At 59.8% G+C, this 15648-nt stretch carries 14 protein-coding genes, 1 tRNA gene and 2 pseudogenes; 2 read left to right on the forward strand and 15 right to left on the reverse strand.

Going from position 1 to position 15648, the window contains the following annotated elements:
* Positions 1-112 precede the first annotated feature (112 nt).
* The 6 genes from J2W17_RS16620 to J2W17_RS16645 form a co-directional block, all read right to left on the reverse strand.
* Positions 113-1354, reverse strand: a complete 1242-nt coding sequence (locus tag J2W17_RS16620; protein WP_307336084.1) for a nucleoside deaminase — start codon at positions 1352-1354, stop codon at positions 113-115.
* Between the two features lie 297 nt (positions 1355-1651).
* Complete coding sequence (locus tag J2W17_RS16625) at positions 1652-2881, reverse strand: methyltransferase (protein WP_307336087.1); 1230 nt, start codon at positions 2879-2881, stop codon at positions 1652-1654.
* Positions 2862-3551 (reverse strand): ABC transporter permease, encoded by a 690-nt coding sequence (locus tag J2W17_RS16630; protein WP_307336090.1) that lies wholly within the window; start codon positions 3549-3551, stop codon positions 2862-2864. The genes J2W17_RS16625 and J2W17_RS16630 overlap by 20 nt, the downstream gene beginning before the upstream one ends.
* Entirely contained in the window at positions 3548-4243 is a 696-nt protein-coding gene (locus tag J2W17_RS16635) for an ABC transporter permease (RefSeq protein WP_128873806.1), read from the reverse strand. Before J2W17_RS16635 ends, J2W17_RS16630 begins: the two co-directional genes overlap by 4 nt.
* Positions 4244-4321: 78 nt before the next feature.
* Complete coding sequence (locus J2W17_RS16640) at positions 4322-5068, reverse strand: ABC transporter substrate-binding protein (RefSeq protein WP_307336097.1); 747 nt, start codon at positions 5066-5068, stop codon at positions 4322-4324.
* Positions 5069-5081: 13 nt separating this feature from the next.
* Complete coding sequence (locus tag J2W17_RS16645) at positions 5082-5855, reverse strand: ABC transporter ATP-binding protein (RefSeq protein WP_307336100.1); 774 nt, start codon at positions 5853-5855, stop codon at positions 5082-5084.
* Between the two features lie 561 nt (positions 5856-6416).
* On the opposite strand from J2W17_RS16645, the pseudogene gabP reads away from it, so the two are divergent.
* Positions 6417-7807: pseudogene (gene gabP, locus J2W17_RS16650) on the forward strand (GABA permease).
* Positions 7808-7882: 75 nt separating this feature from the next.
* Here the strand turns inward: gabP and J2W17_RS16655 are convergent.
* From J2W17_RS16655 to J2W17_RS16670, 4 genes and pseudogenes are all read right to left on the reverse strand, one after another.
* Positions 7883-8335 carry a hypothetical protein gene (locus J2W17_RS16655; protein ID WP_307336103.1) on the reverse strand — a complete coding sequence of 151 codons (453 nt, stop codon included), beginning with the start codon at positions 8333-8335 and terminating at the stop codon, positions 7883-7885.
* Between the two features lie 6 nt (positions 8336-8341).
* Complete coding sequence (locus J2W17_RS16660) at positions 8342-8758, reverse strand: hypothetical protein (RefSeq protein WP_150763326.1); 417 nt, start codon at positions 8756-8758, stop codon at positions 8342-8344.
* Positions 8759-8795: 37 nt separating this feature from the next.
* Complete coding sequence (locus tag J2W17_RS16665; protein ID WP_307336107.1) at positions 8796-9770, reverse strand: alpha/beta hydrolase family protein; 975 nt, start codon at positions 9768-9770, stop codon at positions 8796-8798.
* 116 nt (positions 9771-9886) lie between these two features.
* Positions 9887-10324 (reverse strand): annotated as a pseudogene (locus J2W17_RS16670) (DUF1016 N-terminal domain-containing protein); the annotation flags it as partial.
* A gap of 262 nt (positions 10325-10586) precedes the next feature.
* Between J2W17_RS16670 and J2W17_RS16675 the strand changes: the two are divergent.
* The gene (locus tag J2W17_RS16675) at positions 10587-11036 is read left to right on the forward strand and encodes a carboxypeptidase regulatory-like domain-containing protein (protein ID WP_307336110.1); all 450 of its coding nucleotides are present in this window, start codon (positions 10587-10589) and stop codon (positions 11034-11036) included.
* A 150-nt stretch (positions 11037-11186) separates the two neighbouring features.
* Here J2W17_RS16675 and J2W17_RS16680 read toward each other — a convergent pair whose 3' ends face one another.
* The 5 genes from J2W17_RS16680 to J2W17_RS16700 all read right to left on the reverse strand — a co-directional run bounded on the left by J2W17_RS16680 (position 11187) and on the right by J2W17_RS16700 (position 15584).
* Positions 11187-11624 carry a hypothetical protein gene (locus J2W17_RS16680; protein WP_307336112.1) on the reverse strand — a complete coding sequence of 146 codons (438 nt, stop codon included), beginning with the start codon at positions 11622-11624 and terminating at the stop codon, positions 11187-11189.
* Positions 11625-11855: 231 nt separating this feature from the next.
* Positions 11856-11931: transfer RNA gene (locus J2W17_RS16685), tRNA-Phe, on the reverse strand.
* 103 nt (positions 11932-12034) lie between these two features.
* Positions 12035-12307, reverse strand: a complete 273-nt coding sequence (locus J2W17_RS16690) for an oxidative damage protection protein (RefSeq protein ID WP_008149405.1) — start codon at positions 12305-12307, stop codon at positions 12035-12037.
* The gene (gene mutY / locus J2W17_RS16695) at positions 12304-13371 is read right to left on the reverse strand and encodes an A/G-specific adenine glycosylase (RefSeq protein ID WP_307336119.1); all 1068 of its coding nucleotides are present in this window, start codon (positions 13369-13371) and stop codon (positions 12304-12306) included. Before mutY ends, J2W17_RS16690 begins: the two co-directional genes overlap by 4 nt.
* Complete coding sequence (locus tag J2W17_RS16700; protein ID WP_307336122.1) at positions 13368-15584, reverse strand: AsmA family protein; 2217 nt, start codon at positions 15582-15584, stop codon at positions 13368-13370. Before J2W17_RS16700 ends, mutY begins: the two co-directional genes overlap by 4 nt.
* Positions 15585-15648: the final 64 nt, after the last annotated feature.

The following is a 15648-nucleotide window of genomic DNA, read 5'->3' on the forward strand; positions in this document are numbered from 1 at the left end:
TAGCGATTGGGTTGGTTCTGTAAACCCCTGAATTCAGACTATTTTTGCGCAAGCGTCAGGCCAGCCCCGCAGACGCTTGCGCGGGGCTGGCCAATGGGATTGCTTTAGCGCCTTACACGCCGTTTTTGACAGCGTTGATCAGGTCCTGGCTCAGCACCTGCGCCGGCGCCACTTGTACGCTTTGGGTGTAGAACGGCGGCAGGTTCTGGGCCAGTGTCGACAACGCCTGTGCAGTGGTGGCGCCCGGGAGCAGCACGTATTGCAGGTTGGACGGATAGCTCTGTGGCACGGGGCCTTCCATGGTCGAGCCGTAAGCACCGAAGGTCATCACGGCCTGCGGTGTGGTGGGGTCGGGGGCATAGAGGAACACGAAGGTGCCGTACTTGGGGTGCGTCAGGTATTGCTCCGCCTGGGCGCGAACGGCCGGGTCGGGGTCGTTCATCAGGGTCCAGCGCAGGAGTGCGTAGTTGCGGGTGGTTTCCATGAAGGCTGTGCGAATCGGTGACTCATCCTCGACGCCGGCCTGGCACACCAGCAGGTTGCCGAACGGGTCGATGAGGGCGACCGAGTTGAAGACTGTGCCTTGCTGCGCGGTTTTCAGTAGCGGCGTGGCGAGTTCTGCGCCGGGGTCGCGGGGGGTGGCGGATTGGACGGTCAGGGCAAACGGGGTGAGTGCGGTCAGTGCCTGGCGCACTTTGCTGTTGGCCGGCAGGTTTGCCGGGTTTTGCAGTTGATCCGGCGGCAGGCCGCTGTTGTTGCTGGCCTCGCGCACGGTGTTGACGCTGGCGGAGAAGATGGAGCTGGTGAGGAAGTAGGCCGCCGAATCGATGGTCTCGCCACCGAACACCGGGCTGTTCGAGCCCTGATAGGCGCGGCTGACCGGTGCCGCAATCGCGTAATAGCCCCAGGTGTCTTGCGCCTGTTGGCGGATCTGCGGCGGTAGCGACGGGAAGGTGAACTGGCTGTTGTAGTTGATGCCGGCGTAGTCATCGATTGCGCTGACGGCGATGTTGAAGCCTGCGGTCAGTAGTGAACCGGCGCACATGGCACAGGGATCCAGGGTGGTGACTACGGTCAATTGGCCGGGTGGTGGCAGGTTCAGTGGCGCGACGTTTTCGTAGTACCAGTCCACCAGTTGTCGTTCACCGTGGGCGGTCGGGTCATGGGGCAGGAAGTAGGGGGTGCCACCGCCAGGAAAGGGCATCAGCACGTTGTTATGCAGCGCGGCGATGACTTCGCCGGTGGCATTGTTGATGATGGCGCCGCCTACGGCGAAGGTTTGCTGCAGCGCCGCCTCGATGGCCTGGTTGGCGACGGTGTCGACGGCTTCCTGTGCACTGTTCAATATGCTCATGCTTTTCCCAGCTCCTTGCTGATTGCGCGTCAGACAATTCTGGCGCTTGGCAAAGATAGTCGAGGAACTACGGGGTGGTTATGTTCATTTGGCGTAGCGCTTATGCACAACGAGATCTTTCCTGCACCTGCTTAGAGACAAAATTGCGGATCCATTCTCGTTTGCTCGCAAATACCTGTTTTTCCGGTTTTTTTACAGGTGTACGAAATTTGAACAGTTGTGTTTCAGCCCCGAAACAGCCGGATATATTGGATCCAGGAAAATTTCATCAACAGACTTATCCACAGGCTGAGGCGTTTATGAACGCTCGGCGAGGAGCAGGAAATTACGTGGCGTCAGTGCAGTATCACAGAAGGTGCCGAGGCGAACGGTGTATGCCTGCTCGGAGAGGAAAAGCGCCCGATCGAGATTCAGCCACAGCTCCAATGGGCGTCGGAAAAGTCCGCGCAGCAACTCCAGGTTGCGCACTTCGGCCAGCCGCAGCCATCCGGCCGCTTCCAGGGCTGACCAGTCCTGCTGTCCGATTGTGGATAAGTCTTTAAGCGCGGCCAAATGATGGCAGTAATCGGCGAAGGATCTATCCAGCCAGGCGCTGGGCAGGGAAGGGGTGGGCAGGTATTCGTCAATGCCGCGCAGTTGCCGTTGCAGCAAGTCGAAGCCCAGGCGCCGGGCCATTGAAGCGTCGCGCTGACGTCGGACGCGGGCGCCTGCGGTGACTGTTTCGCTCATCGGTAGCGAAAGGTCATCAAGTGACAGTTGCAGGTCGGAACCCTTGGCCGTGACGGATAGCGGCTGATACTGGCTGCCACTGATCCGGTTGTAGCAGCAGGGCGCAATGGCCATCTGTTTGCAACCTGCCGTGCTGGCGAGCTGCATCAGACGCACATGCAGATCACCACAGGCGTGCAACGCGACTGGCGTGTGATCAGTATTCAATAAGGCGGTGACATCCGGCGTGAGTACGTCTTGCTCGACATGTAGCGCATGCAGGTGATGCCGTTGGCTGAGGGCCTGGCCGCTGGCGACCAGCGCCGGATCATATTCCAGGCAAGTAAGCTGCTGGCCGGTTTGCAGCAAGCGTCGCCCCAGATGTCCTTTGCCCGAGCACCAATCCAGCCAGTGTTTCGGCACAGTGACAAATGCCAGCCGGCTGGCGAACGCCTCAATCTGCTGCCACTTGCGCCCTGGCACATCGACGTTCAAGCGATGGGGGGCCGCTTCAAGCGCGTGCGCCGGCAATTCACCCACCGCGCTTAATTCTCGGGACAACGTCGCCAGTGAAGCATAGGGCTGCGGTGCATCCACCAAGCCAGGTTGGTTATGGCTGTTTTCCGCCTCTTCCAGCGAACGCTTCCGTAGCCAAAGCGCCAACGCTGGGTATGACGTTTCCCAGGGAAGTTGCAGATGGGTGAAGGGTCGCGGTTTCCACAGCGCTTGATGCTCGAACAGAAAAGCATCCAGCGCGGCGAAACGGGCGAGCAAGTCGTCGCCCGTCAGCACGCGACAGTCAGCGACCCTGGCAGGCATCGACGCGCAGCCAGCGCTCCAGCAGCTTGAAGCCGCGAACCAGCACATACGCCATCAACAGGTAGAACATGCCCGCGGCGAAGAAGATTTCCACCGGCAGATAAGTCCGGGCAATGATGGTGCGGGCCATGCCGGTGAGCTCCAGCAGGGTCACGGTGCTGGCCAGGGCGCTGGCCTTGAGCATCAGGATCACTTCGTTGCTGTAGGCCGGCAGGCCGATACGCGCGGCCCGGGGCAGGATGATGTAAAACAGTGCCTTGGCTTTGGACATGCCCAGCGCCCGCGCCGCTTCGATCTCACCCGGTGGAATCGCCTGGATCGCGCCGCGCAGGATCTCGGCGATGTAGGCCGCGGTATGCAGGGTCATGGTCGCGGTGGCGCACCAGAACGGATCGCGCAGGTACGGCCACATCGAGCTGTTGCGGATCGCGTCGAACTGCGCCAGGCCGTAGTAGACCAGGAACAACTGGACCAGCAGCGGCGTGCCGCGGAAAAAGAAGATGTAGCCGTAGGGAATTGCCCGCACGTACCAGAGGCGCGAAGAGCGGGCGATGCCCAGCGGAATCGCCAGCAACAGCCCGGCAATCACGGCGATAGCGACCAACTCCAGGGTCAGGGTCGCGCCCTGGGCCAGTTTCGGCAGCCATTTGATGATGACTTCCCAGTTCATTGGGTGCTCCTCGCGAAGCCGCGAGCGGCGCGTCGTTCCATGAAGTGCATACCGGTCATGGCCAGTATGGTCAGGCCCAGGTACATGAAGGCGGCCACCATGTAGAAGGTGAACGGTTGCTTGGACACGGTCACGCCGATTTGCGCATGACGCATGATTTCTTCCAGGCCGATCACCGACACCAGCGCGGTGTCCTTCATCAGGATCATGAACAGGTTGCCCAGGCCCGGCAGGGCGATGCGCCACATCTGCGGCATGATCAGCCGGGTGAAGATGCGAAACTTCGACAGGCCCAGCGCCACGCCGGCTTCACGGTGACCCTTGGGGATTGCCAGGATCGCGCCACGAAACACTTCCGTGGCGTAGGCGCCGAAGCACAGGCCCAACGCAATCACGCCGGCGGCGAAGGCATTGAGTTCGAGGTCGGGGTTGCCGAAGAACTCGCCCAGGGCGCGCATCAGGTTGACCGTGCCGAAGTAGATCAACAGCACCCAAAGCAATTCCGGGATGCCGCGCACCAGGGTCGAATAAGTGCCGCCAAGCCATTGGAGCGGCTTGTACGGGGAAGTCTTGGCCAAGGCGCCGAGCAGACCGAGCACCAGCCCCACGCACAAGGCCGAGAGTGCCAGTTTCACAGTCATCAGCGCGCCAGCGGCGAGCGCCGGGCCGAATCCGTAGAGATCGATAGTCATGGGTGTCTTTTCAAATCGCGGCAGGCAATGCCAGGGACGGGCGTCGTCAGAGAACGGCACCCGTCAGGCACGTCAGGATCAATAGATGCTGAACGGGAAGTACTTGTCGTTGATCTTCTTGTAGGTGCCGTCAGCGACGATTTCTTTCAGCGCGGTGTTCAACTTCTCGCGGATCGGGTCGTTTTTACGCACCGCGATACCGATCTTGTCGCTTTCTTCCACCGGGTCGCCCTTGAATTCGTAAGCGCGGCCGGCGTCGCTTTTCAACCATTCATAGTTGACGTACTTGTCGGCCAGGATGCCGTCCAGGCGACCGGAAGTCAGGTCCAGGTAGGCGTTTTCCTGGGTGTCGTAAAGTTTGACTTCAACGCCTTCCATGTTGTCTTCCAGCCAGGTACCGGCGAGCGTCGCACGTTGAGCGCCGATCACTTTGCCTTGCAGGGAGTCCTTGTCGGTTTTGAAGTCGACGTCTTTCTTGGCGATGAATTGCAGCTTGTTGGAGTAGTACGGGTCGGTAAAGTCCACCGCTTGCTTGCGCTCGTCGGTGATCGACATCGAGGAGATCAGGAAGTCGAACTTCTTGGCGTTCAGGGCCGGGATAATGCCGTCCCAGTCGGAGGTGACCACGGTGCATTCGACTTTCATCTTGGCGCACAGGGCGTCGCCGATTTCCTTGTCGAAGCCGACGACATTGCCACTGGCATCTTTATTGTTGAACGGCGGGTAGGCCGCTTCGATGCCCATCTTCAAGGTCTCGGCGGCGGCACCGGCGCTGAAGGCCAGGGTGGCGGCGGCAGCCAGGAAGATCTTTTTGTAGTTCTGCATGCGGGTAGCTCCGTTAGCGGTTGCTGGACATGAATTGTTTGCAGCGCGCCGAAAGCGGGTTTTCGAACACCTGCTGTGGCGATCCTTGCTCTTCTACCAGGCCCTGGTGGAGGAACACCACTTCGCTGGAAACCTGACGGGCGAATCCCATTTCATGGGTGACCAGCAACATGGTGCGGCCTTCTTCGGCCAATGCACGGATGACATTAAGTACTTCCTGGACCATTTCCGGGTCAAGGGCAGAAGTGGGTTCGTCGAACAGGATCACCTTGGGTTGCATCGCCAGGGTGCGGGCGATGGCCGCGCGCTGCTGTTGGCCGCCGGAGAGTTGTGCCGGGTAGGCGTGGCGCTTGTCGGCGATGCCGACCTTGGCCAGCAGGGCTTCGGCGACTTCGGTGGCTTCGGCCTTGCTTTGACCGAGCACGCGGCGCGGGGCTTCGATGATGTTGTCGAGCACGCTCATGTGCGGCCATAGATTAAAGTTTTGAAACACAAAACCGATCTCGCTGCGCAGGCGGTTGATCTGCTTGCCGTCGGCAGCGACCAGTTCACCATTCTTCGCGGCCTTGAGCTTGAGTTCTTCACCGGCCACCAGGATCTGGCCCTGGTGCGGGTTTTCCAGCAGGTTGATGCAGCGCAGGAAGGTGGACTTGCCGGAACCGGAGGAACCCAGGATCGAGATCACATCGCCGTCGCGGGCGGTCAGCGAGATGCCTTTGAGCACCTCAAGCTGTCCGTAGCGTTTGTGCAAGTTGCGGATTTCAAGCGCGGGCGCGGCCTCAGCCATGTGCGTTCCTCATAATGTTTCGCTCCTGCTGTTGGTGGCCTTCCTGGCGAGGCGGCCAAGCTAGCATAGCGTCTGAACGGCAGCCAACAGCGCTACGAGCGGTAAACGGGCGGTGTGTGACAGGTTGTCGCATCGGTACAGCAGACTGTCGCGCTGCTATCAACCGAACAACCGTTTGAACCCTGCTTTTCTTGAAAAGCGGGGCGGGTCTCACAAAAAGGGGCGCGATGTTGCCAGCTTTGGCAGGGAGGTGGAAGCGCTAACCGCCCAAACGTTGCGGATCTGCACTTTTATTGTGCGTCAAGAATTTTTCGGGTGTGTTTCCGGTGCGCTGTTTCGTTCTTGAAATGGGTCGCAGGGTAACGTTCTGGCGAAGTGCCATGTATTTCAATGACTTGCGATGACTGCCCAGGCTCGCTACAAGCCCCGGCTTTGGGGAGCTTGTAATATTTTGGCGCAATTATTGCGTGCAGAATAAGGAACGCTCCGTTGGTTTCTTTTTACAAGAAGGAATGTCCGACGGGATGTACGCATTCGCTTTTCCTTACAAAGGTAGTTTCAATGAGCAGTTCCCCAAGCTCCAATGGCCTCGAACAGGGGCTCAAACCGCGTCATGTGACCATGCTGTCGATCGCCGGGGTTATCGGTGCCGGCCTGTTCGTCGGCTCCGGCCACGCCATCGCCGCAGCGGGCCCTGCTGTGCTGTTGGCCTATGCCGCCGCCGGTACCCTGGTGGTGCTGGTGATGCGCATGCTCGGCGAAATGGCCGTGGCCTCGCCGGACACCGGTTCCTTCTCGACCTACGCCGATCGCGCGATCGGCCACTGGGCCGGTTTCACCATCGGCTGGCTCTACTGGTGGTTCTGGGTTTTGGTGATCCCGCTGGAGGCCAACGCCGCCGCAACCATCCTGCATGCCTGGTTCCCCAACGTGGCGATCTGGGCGTTCACCCTGGTCATCACCTTGCTGCTGACAGTGACCAACCTGTTCAGCGTGAAAAACTACGGTGAATTCGAATTCTGGTTCGCCCTGGTCAAAGTCCTGGCCATTATCGGTTTTATTGTCCTGGGCGTTCTGGCGATATTCGGCTTTCTGCCAACCAGCCAGGTCAGCGGCGTATCGCATCTGTTCGATACCAAGGCTTCTTGCCCAACGGCATGGGTGCCGTGTTGGCGGCGATGCTGACGACCATGTTCTCCTTCATGGGTACCGAGATCGTGACCATCGCGGCTGCGGAATCGAAGAACCCGGGCCAGCAAATCTCCAAGGCCACCAACTCGGTGATCTGGCGGATCGGCTTGTTCTACCTCGTGTCGATCTTCATCGTCGTGGCGCTGGTGCCGTGGAATGATCCGGTTCTGGCCGCCGTCGGTTCCTACCAGACCGTGCTTGAGCGCATGGGCATCCCGAACGCCAAGTTGATTGTTGACATCGTTGTCCTGGTTGCCGTGACCAGCTGCCTGAACTCGGCGCTCTACACCGCCTCGCGGATGTTGTTTTCCCTGGGCAAGCGCGGCGATGCACCGGCCGTGTCCACGCGCACCAATGGCAGCGGCACGCCGTATTGGGCCGTAATCCTGTCCACTGCAGCTGCGTTCCTGGCGGTATTCGCCAACTACGTTGCTCCGGCCGCCGTGTTCGAATTCCTGCTGGCCAGCTCCGGCGCCATCGCGTTGCTGGTGTACCTGGTGATCGCGGTTTCCCAACTGCGCATGCGCCAGAAGCGCGTGATTGCCGGCGAGAAGATTGCCTTCCGGATGTGGCTGTTCCCTGGCCTGACCTACGCGGTGATCGTGTTCATCGTCGGCATCCTGACGATCATGCTGTTCCAGGAAGCCCATCGCGTGGAGATCCTGGCGACCGGTCTGCTGAGTCTGTTGGTGGTGGCTACCGGTTTGCTCGTGGCTCGCCGTCGCAAGCAGCAGAAGCTGGGTGCGGTGGTGCTGAACTGATTCGTACCCCGTGACGCAAAACGGCCGCTGTCAGTGATGACAAGCGGCCGTTTTGGTTTTTGAAGGAGAGGGTGGTTACTCGCCTTTTTCTTCCTGTGCATCCAGCGTCTTGCTATAGGTATCCAGCGCCTTGCCGAAGTCGGTGATGAACTGCGGATCGGTCAGCCAGGCCTGGGCCACATCGCGGTCCATGCCGTCGGCCCACATGCGGTAGTCGATCAGCATGTCGGCAGCCAGGTGGGTGGCAGCCATGGCTTCGTTGTCGGCGTTTTCCATGTCAAGCAGGTCTGGATGGTCGCTGATGATGTCGGCGAGATTCGACAGCAAGGTTTGCAGCATGTCGTCGCGGCTGGTGGCTTCCGCGTCGCGCATTTTGCTGAACATCGCCAGGGTGTATTCCGGAATCGGTTCGCCGATGTCGCCCAGGTCATCGTCCAGTGCAGCGGGTTTTCTGCCGTGGATGTTGATTTGCCTGGCTTTGATCTTGGCGCGTTTGGCGCGTTTCTGTTGCTTGTTCAGGGAGGCCATGGGAACTCAGTTCGGTTTCTGTTGGTTTTGGGCTGCGATGATTTCGGACGCGGCCACGTAATCTGCCTGGAAGGCCGGGGATTCGATCCACGCCAAGGCGCCGGCTTCGTCCACTTCGGTGGACCATTGGCGGTACTCGATCAGCGCGCCGATGATGAAGTCGGTCGCTGTTTCTTCACCTTCCTGCTCAAGCACCAGCGCGAGCAGCGGGTGTTCAAGAAAGGCCGCGCACATGGCTTGCTGGCTGATCTTTTGCGCCTCGATCATTTCTTTGAACAGGTCGGTCAGGTCCACCGATTCGAAGTCGATGCGATCGTCGTTCGGGTCCAGCTCGACCGGCGCGGCAGCCCGTTGGGTGCGGTTCTGCTTGGCCTTGGCCTTGGCGCGGGTGGCGCGTTTTTGCTGTTTGTTGGCGGAAGCCATGGGCGTCGTTCCGTATTTCGTTAAGAGGGCAAGTCGATCAACTGCGTGGCACTCGCCGCCCGGGGGTATCGGGGGCCAGTTCGCCGCTTAGCAGCCAGGACAATGCAATGGGCCATAGTGTGGCTTGGTATGGGCTGCGAAAAAAGGCGAAATGTCCGACTTCTTCTTCGCCGATGTCTTTAGGAGCGATTCGCAGGTGGGTGTTCGTGCTGTTACTGAAGTAGCCCAGCAGGCGTTCGATGGCCGGGATTGTGCCGTAAGGATCGTCGCTGATGCTGATGGCCAGGGTTTTGGCTGTGACTGAGGCGAAGGGCAGCCCTCCGGCGTTGGCAATGATTAGTCGACCACTGGGGCGCGTTTCGTATCGAGTGGTGGGCGTGCTCCAGTCGCGGACTACGCCGGCGGGCGTATCTTCCAGCCAACCGAGACGTTTTCCGGGGAAGTAGCCGTAGACCATTGTCAGCAGTGGCATCACCAAGTGCCACTTGCCGAACATCCGCCAGCGATGAGCGGGCGCATAGTCGCGCCAGTAAGCGAATTGCGCACCCACGGTCACCAGGCGCCGGATCAGATGCCCAGAGGCTCCCAGGCCCGCTGCACAGCCTCCAAAGCTGTGGCCGACGACATCGATGGGCTGGCCCGGAAACTCTCGCTGGGCGCGCTTGAGCATCGCCTCGAAATCCAGTGCGCCCCAGTCGGACCATGTGGCTTGCAGGCCTTTGAGTGAAGTCGGTCGAGACTCACCGATGCCGCGGTAGTCATAGGTGATGACGTCGAAGCCGTTGGCGAACAGGTAATCGGCAAAGCGCGAGTAATGCCGGCAGCGAACCGAAGTGGCGGCGTTGATGATGACGATCGGGCGCGCGATGTCCGCAGAGGCGTGCCGCCAAGTGAAGCCGCCGAGGATGAAGCCGTCTGCGGCGGGCTCCCTGAACGCTTCGCCAGCAGTGGCGGTGTACGGCGGTAACTCGATTTGAGAGGGCGCCAGCGGTGGCATGTCCTGCAAGTTCATCGGCTTCGGACCTTTGCGGGTAGCTGCCAACGATAATCCTCGCGCAGCTTATGGACAATCCATCCGTATGGGGCCGTGTGCCTGATTCAACAGCCGCTCTTCAATTGCGGCCCGTTCTGGCGTTCCAGGGCGCGAGATGACCAGTTCTGGATGGCTGATTCATTCATGTACCAATGGCGAGCGTGTTCGTTCTCGACGCGCAGCAATCTGCGGTAGTGGGTCCAGCTCAATTCGTGACGCAGTGCGTCACGAATCGGGAATGCCTGGTAAAACAGGCGCATGTAGCGAAGGTTGGAGATGTCAAAGCCTTTGCCAAACTCCTCTGTCAGGCTTTGCGCCAGCTTCGTCAGCAACTGTTTCCCATATTCCGCCCGCCGAGCCCCTTCCTGCTCGAACTCCACAATATGCCGCCCGATCTGCCAGCAGGTTTGCACCTGAACCGTATCGACCGCTCGTAGCACCTTCTGGCGTGCATCGCGGATCAATTCGCCAAGATTGCCAAGCAGCGAGGCGAGTTGGGGGTCTTGAGTGTTATCGGGCTTGAGTGCGCTCATGAAGTCTTCCGCCAATGGATGAACAGGCAGAAGAGGATTGCAGAGGCGGATGGGTCGACGATGCCGGGCGTATCCGGGAAATGAGAAGGAAAGCCCGATCGGTTTTGCGGGAACGCTCCGACGGCCATCACAGCTTGAGCGATACAGCCTGTAGTCCATTTCGCAGTGAGCCCAAGGTCGAATCAGTCTAAAACTTGGCCGGATGGAGGGAAATCCAAGAAATGGTAACGATTGGGTTCTGCAGAGCCCAGGAGTACCCATCATGAAACATGTCCATGCATTCATTTTGCCGCTCGCCGCGATGGGGTTGTTGATGTTCCCCGTCATGTTGCAGGCGGCCAGCCTGGAGCCGATCGACAGCTCAGGTGTGCAAGTACAACGGCAGGAGCAAAACGGGATTACCTACCTCTCCGGCGGAGTTGGCGAGGATGAGGCCAAGGCCATCCAGCAGGCCACTGGCTACAACCTGCACATGACGTTCGCAATCGGACCGGAAAACAAATACATCCCCGATGTGGATGTGGTCATTCAAAAAGCCCAGGGGCAAACGGTGCTGACCTTGAGTCAGGCCGGCCCGCTGGTCTACGTTCAGCTGCCGCCCGGGAAGTACACCGTAGTCGCGACGCGTAATGGTGAGGAGCGGCGTGACACAGCTGAGGTTGGCAGTGGTGGCGCGCACAATCTGGTTTTTCACTGGAATGGTGGTGAATAGCTGCGTTGTCGAGACAAGCGATTTCGTTAGCGCTCAAATCCGCAAACAGTCGATTTTGACGAGCTGTTTGCGGAGTGCCACGCGCCAGGGTTTGCGGTTTGCCAAAGCGCGACGGATGGTTTGCTGACGAATCACCTTGGGGAGGATGAGTTAGCGGATGCTGCGGATGTTGCCTTTGTTGCCTTTTACGGTGACGGAAACTTTTTTGAAGATGAAGTAGTTTTCTTCGCTCACTTCATAGCGTGGGGCGACGATCAGGTCGGCGCCGGAAGACTTGACCGCTTTGTAAGCCGCTGCCGATTTGACCGCGCTGACGGGATCCAGGCCAAGGCTGCCCAAGCCACCACTCTGGCCGCCATAGCTCACGCCATCGGCGAACTGGGAGTCGCCGCCAAACTTGAGGAAGCCGAACAGGACGTTGACCGAAGACTGACCGGAGATGGCGTCACCGACAGCGATGTCCGCTTTCAGGTCTGCTTTGACGGTGCTGTCAATCGGCGACGATGGCTGGCTGTTGTTGTAGCTGACACAGCCGCTGGCTGTGGCAATGATTGTCGACAGGGCGAGGAACTTCAAAAGCGTATTCAAGAAATGTTTCCTTACTTTGAAACGTTGAATGCAGGCAAATTTGCTGCTGCATTAGTTTCGCTTTGTAAGGGCGGAGACTCCATGAGACGCATCCTGAAGCGATGTATGAAGGCTTTGTACAGTTGGAAGGAAAAGGACGTAATGGATGTAGGAATATTCAGTGGTGCTGGGGCTTGCTAAATCCCGGGCATAAAAAAACCCTGAATCTTGCGATTCAGGGTTTTCGGTATTTGGTGCCCAGAGACGGAATCGAACCGCCGACACGGGGATTTTCAATCCCCTGCTCTACCGACTGAGCTATCTGGGCAACGGGGCGCATTAAACGGGTTTTTCAGGGGGTCGTCAAGCAAGTTTTCAAAAAATATTTAATTATTACCGTCGCTTACGATCCGGCCCCCGAGAAAGCGGGGTCATTCGGCCGGCGGAACGTAGCCGTCAGCCTTGGCGTATTCCTCGCCGGAAAAGAACTTGTCCATCTCGCCCTGAAGATATTTGCGGTCTTCGGCGTTCATCATGTTCAGGCGTTTTTCGTTGATCAGCAGGGTCTGGTGTTTTTGCCAGTCGGCCCAGGCCTTGGCCGAGACGTGGTCAAAAATGTCCTGGCCTTTGGCGCCCGGGAATGGAGCGCGCTCCAGGGCGGGCAGTTCTTCTTTGTACTTGCGACACATGATGGTGCGGGTCATGACGACTCTCCTGCGTTCAATACGGCAGCCGCGCGTTCGAGCAAGGTTTTGACCGGGGCGGCAAGGCCCAGGCGCGGCGGGGTGGCGAGGTTATACCAGAGCCAGTCGGCCTCGGCCACGTGATGGCCAGCCTCCTGGACCTGAACCAGCCAGGGTTCGATAGCCAGCTGGAAATGGCTGAAGGTATGGATCAGGCTCGGCAATGCCTGTTGGCTGCCAAGCTCCAGCGAGTGCTGCGATGCGAGATGTGGCAGGTCATCGAGGTCGTCGAGTTCCGGCAGGCTCCAGAGACCGCCCCACAGGCCCGTGGAAGGGCGCCGGTAAAGCAGGATCGCGCCTTCGCCGTTGGCGAGCATCGGCATCAGCGTGCGCTTCTGGGGGATGGCCTTGCGCGGCTTGGGGATCGGGTAGCGGGTCTCGAGGCCGAGCATGTGCGCCTCGCAGCCCTTTTCCAGCGGGCAGAGCAGGCAGCTCGGCTTGCTGCGGGTGCAGAGCGTGGCGCCCAGATCCATCATCGCCTGGGTGTAGGCATTGACCCGATCATGCGGCGTAAAGCGCTCGGCATTGGCCCACAGCTGCTTGGCGACCTTGGGCTCGCCCGGGTACCCCTCTTGCGCGGTAAAGCGCGCCAGCACCCGTTTGACGTTGCCATCGAGGATCGGCGCCCGCAGGCCCATGCTCAGGCTGGCGATGGCGCCCGCCGTGGACAGGCCGATACCCGGCAGATCCGTGAGTTTGTCCACGTCCCGCGGAAACTCGCCGCCATAGTCGGCGACAATGATCTTCGCGGTCTTCTGCAAGTTGCGCGCGCGAGTGTAGTACCCGAGCCCGGTCCACAGGTGCAGCACTTCGTCCTCCGGTGCGGCGGCCAGGGCTTCGACCGTCGGCAATGACGCCATGAAGCGGTCGAAGTAATTCAGCACGGTGCTGACCTGGGTTTGCTGCAACATGATCTCCGAGACCCACACCCGATAGGGGGTGATGCCCTGTTGCCAGGGCAAATCGTGGCGGCCATGGCGGTCGTACCAGTCCAGCACCGCCGAAGAGAACTGCTCGTCTCTCATCGCTTGAACAGCCCCTTCAGCGCATCTTTCAGTTCAGGACTGACCTTGTCGCCCAGCTTCTCATCGATCTTTTCGCTGATTTTGTCGCCGGCCATCTTGCCCGCGACCTGGCCCATGCGTTCGTTGTCGAGGCGGCAAGCCTTGGCGCCGAGCTCAAGCGGACCGCGGCAACGCAGCGGCCATTCGATGCCGACGAATTTCTCGCCCACCTGGCAGGCCGGGTCCGGCATGTCGCTCTTGTCGCCTTCGACGATAATGCCCACGCGGTAATCCATGCCCAGTACTCGCAGGTCGACATCGCCGTCACCGTTGACGGTCATGCCCGGGATCCGCACTTTCAGGTCCGGGTTGCTGGCCACGCCATTACGCAAGGTCAGGTTGCCCTTGAGCTCCTGGAACGGCGTGTCCTTGCCTCTTGGCTCTCCGCTGAGGGTTTTGCGGTTGAGGGTGGCGATGCCTTTACAAAGTTGCTGCTCGAGATTGGCATTGAGCAATACGCCATTGTTGATGACGAAGCTGGCGTTGCCGTTGAGGCTGTCGATCAGCGCGCTCTGGCTGTTGCCGCTGCCGGTCAGGTTGCTGTTGAGCGTGACCAGGCCTTTGACCGGCGGATTTTTACCCTGGCTTTCGAGGATTTTTTCCACCGGTACCTGGGTAATGCGCGTCTGCATGTTCAGCGCCGGCACCGACTGGCGCACGTCCAGGGTGCCCTTGGCTTCGAAGTTGCCGTCGTACAGGTTGCCGCGCAGGTTCTCCAGCGTCAGCAGGCCGCCCAGGCCGGTGGCCTTGAGTGCAGCGTTCTGGATCGGCAGCTTGTCGAGGGTCAGCTGGCCGAAGGTCAGGTCGGCGTCTACATCGAGTTTGCTCAGGCGTTCCACCGGCAGCAGTCGCGCAGTGCTCCACGGGCCTTTGGTCGGTGATTGCGGCAATGGAGTGCTGCCGGCACCGGCCATGGCATTGGCCTCGGTGTTGGCGACTTCGGCCTCGCGCACCTGTTTCGCGCTGTTGGCTTCGGCGGATTTTGGCGGCAAGTAACGATCGACATTGAAGGTGTCAGCCTTGAGGCTCGCCCGCAGCGATTGTTTGGCGAAGTCCTCGACGGCGATACGACCGCTGAAGGTGCTGTCGTCGACCTTCAGGTTGATGTCGTCGAACGACACGCTGGTCGGTGTACCGGAGAGGCGGCTGGCCAATTCGACTTTGCTCAGGCTGCCTTCAGCCATGGCCGGGAGTTTCTGGCCGATGCTGTCGACGAATTTCGCCAGGTCGAACTGGGCAATCGACAGGCCGCCGCTGATCTGCGGGGTCTTGTCGAGGTCGTTGACCTTCAGTTCACCCAAGGCGCGCAATTGGTTGGCAGATAGCTTGATGCCGGTCCATTCGGCGACGTTAGCCGCTTTATCCAGCAGCAATTGGCCTTGGGCGGCGAAGGTGATGGTTTTGCCTTGCAACGGATCGCCGGCGACTTCACCGGACAGTTTCATGTCTTCGAATTTGTAGCGCTGCAGCGCACGCTCGAAGCGCAGTTCGCCATTGAGCTCGGTGCGGACTCGCAGAACTGGTTGGTTGGAGCCGAGAAACGCGGTGAGCTTGATTGGAATATTGGTCGAGTCGTGAACCGGCCCGGTGCTGAGCTGAATGCTTTCGGCGCTGTACAGCTTGCCGGTTTTTTCGTCGTTGTATTCAACACGGGCGTTATTGACGGTCAGGCTGTCTATGTCCAGGCGGATCGGCTGGGCCGGTTTTTCCGCTTGGGCGGTGGTCTGCGATGCTGGTGATTCGGTGGTGGCGGGTGGCGTGGTCGACGCCGGGGCCTTGCCGATGTCTTCCCAGTTTCCGTGGCCGTTCATGTCGCGATTCAGGCGCAGGTTCAGGCCCTCGACGCGTACGTCGCTCATCTGCACTTCACGGCGCAACAACGGCAGCACGCGCACCGAGAGGCCCAGCATCTTCAAGTCAGCGAACGGCTCGGTGGGTTTGGTCAGGGTCGCGACACTGGCTTCGTGCAATTCCAGGCCCAGCCAGGGAAACAGGCTCCAGCCGATGTCGCCATTGAGCGTCAGCTCGATGTGGGCCTTGTCGCGGGCAATCTGGCGAATCTCGTCTTTGTAGTCGTTGGGATCGAAGAGGTGGGTCAGGGCAAAGCCCAGCGCCACAATGATCAGCAACAGCCCGAGGAGTACCAGACCCAGGATTTTGCCGAACGCTTTCATGGGCGAGTCCTTGTAGTTAGTCGAATTTGAAATTTAGCCGGGGAGTATAGCGCTCCGAAACGGG

This window comes from Pseudomonas lini (genome assembly GCF_030812475.1).
GTDB lineage: Bacteria > Pseudomonadota > Gammaproteobacteria > Pseudomonadales > Pseudomonadaceae > Aquipseudomonas > Aquipseudomonas lini_A.

Bases quoted from the DNA above. Each gene is read 5' to 3' on its own strand.
- J2W17_RS16655 (WP_307336103.1), bottom strand. From the start codon at position 8,335: ATGGCCTCCCTGAACAAGCAACAGAAACGCGCCAAACGCGCCAAGATC.
- J2W17_RS16660 (WP_150763326.1), bottom strand. From the start codon at position 8,758: ATGGCTTCCGCCAACAAACAGCAAAAACGCGCCACCCGCGCCAAGGCC.
- J2W17_RS16620 (WP_307336084.1), bottom strand. From the start codon at position 1,354: ATGAGCATATTGAACAGTGCACAGGAAGCCGTCGACACCGTCGCCAAC.
- J2W17_RS16690 (WP_008149405.1), bottom strand. From the start codon at position 12,307: ATGACCCGCACCATCATGTGTCGCAAGTACAAAGAAGAACTGCCCGCC.
- mutY (WP_307336119.1), bottom strand. From the start codon at position 13,371: ATGAGAGACGAGCAGTTCTCTTCGGCGGTGCTGGACTGGTACGACCGC.
- J2W17_RS16640 (WP_307336097.1), bottom strand. From the start codon at position 5,068: ATGCAGAACTACAAAAAGATCTTCCTGGCTGCCGCCGCCACCCTGGCC.
- J2W17_RS16665 (WP_307336107.1), bottom strand. From the start codon at position 9,770: ATGAACTTGCAGGACATGCCACCGCTGGCGCCCTCTCAAATCGAGTTA.
- J2W17_RS16700 (WP_307336122.1), bottom strand. From the start codon at position 15,584: ATGAAAGCGTTCGGCAAAATCCTGGGTCTGGTACTCCTCGGGCTGTTG.
- J2W17_RS16635 (WP_128873806.1), bottom strand. From the start codon at position 4,243: ATGACTATCGATCTCTACGGATTCGGCCCGGCGCTCGCCGCTGGCGCG.
- J2W17_RS16625 (WP_307336087.1), bottom strand. From the start codon at position 2,881: ATGCCTGCCAGGGTCGCTGACTGTCGCGTGCTGACGGGCGACGACTTG.
- J2W17_RS16630 (WP_307336090.1), bottom strand. From the start codon at position 3,551: ATGAACTGGGAAGTCATCATCAAATGGCTGCCGAAACTGGCCCAGGGC.
- J2W17_RS16645 (WP_307336100.1), bottom strand. From the start codon at position 5,855: ATGGCTGAGGCCGCGCCCGCGCTTGAAATCCGCAACTTGCACAAACGC.
- J2W17_RS16675 (WP_307336110.1), top strand. From the start codon at position 10,587: ATGAAACATGTCCATGCATTCATTTTGCCGCTCGCCGCGATGGGGTTG.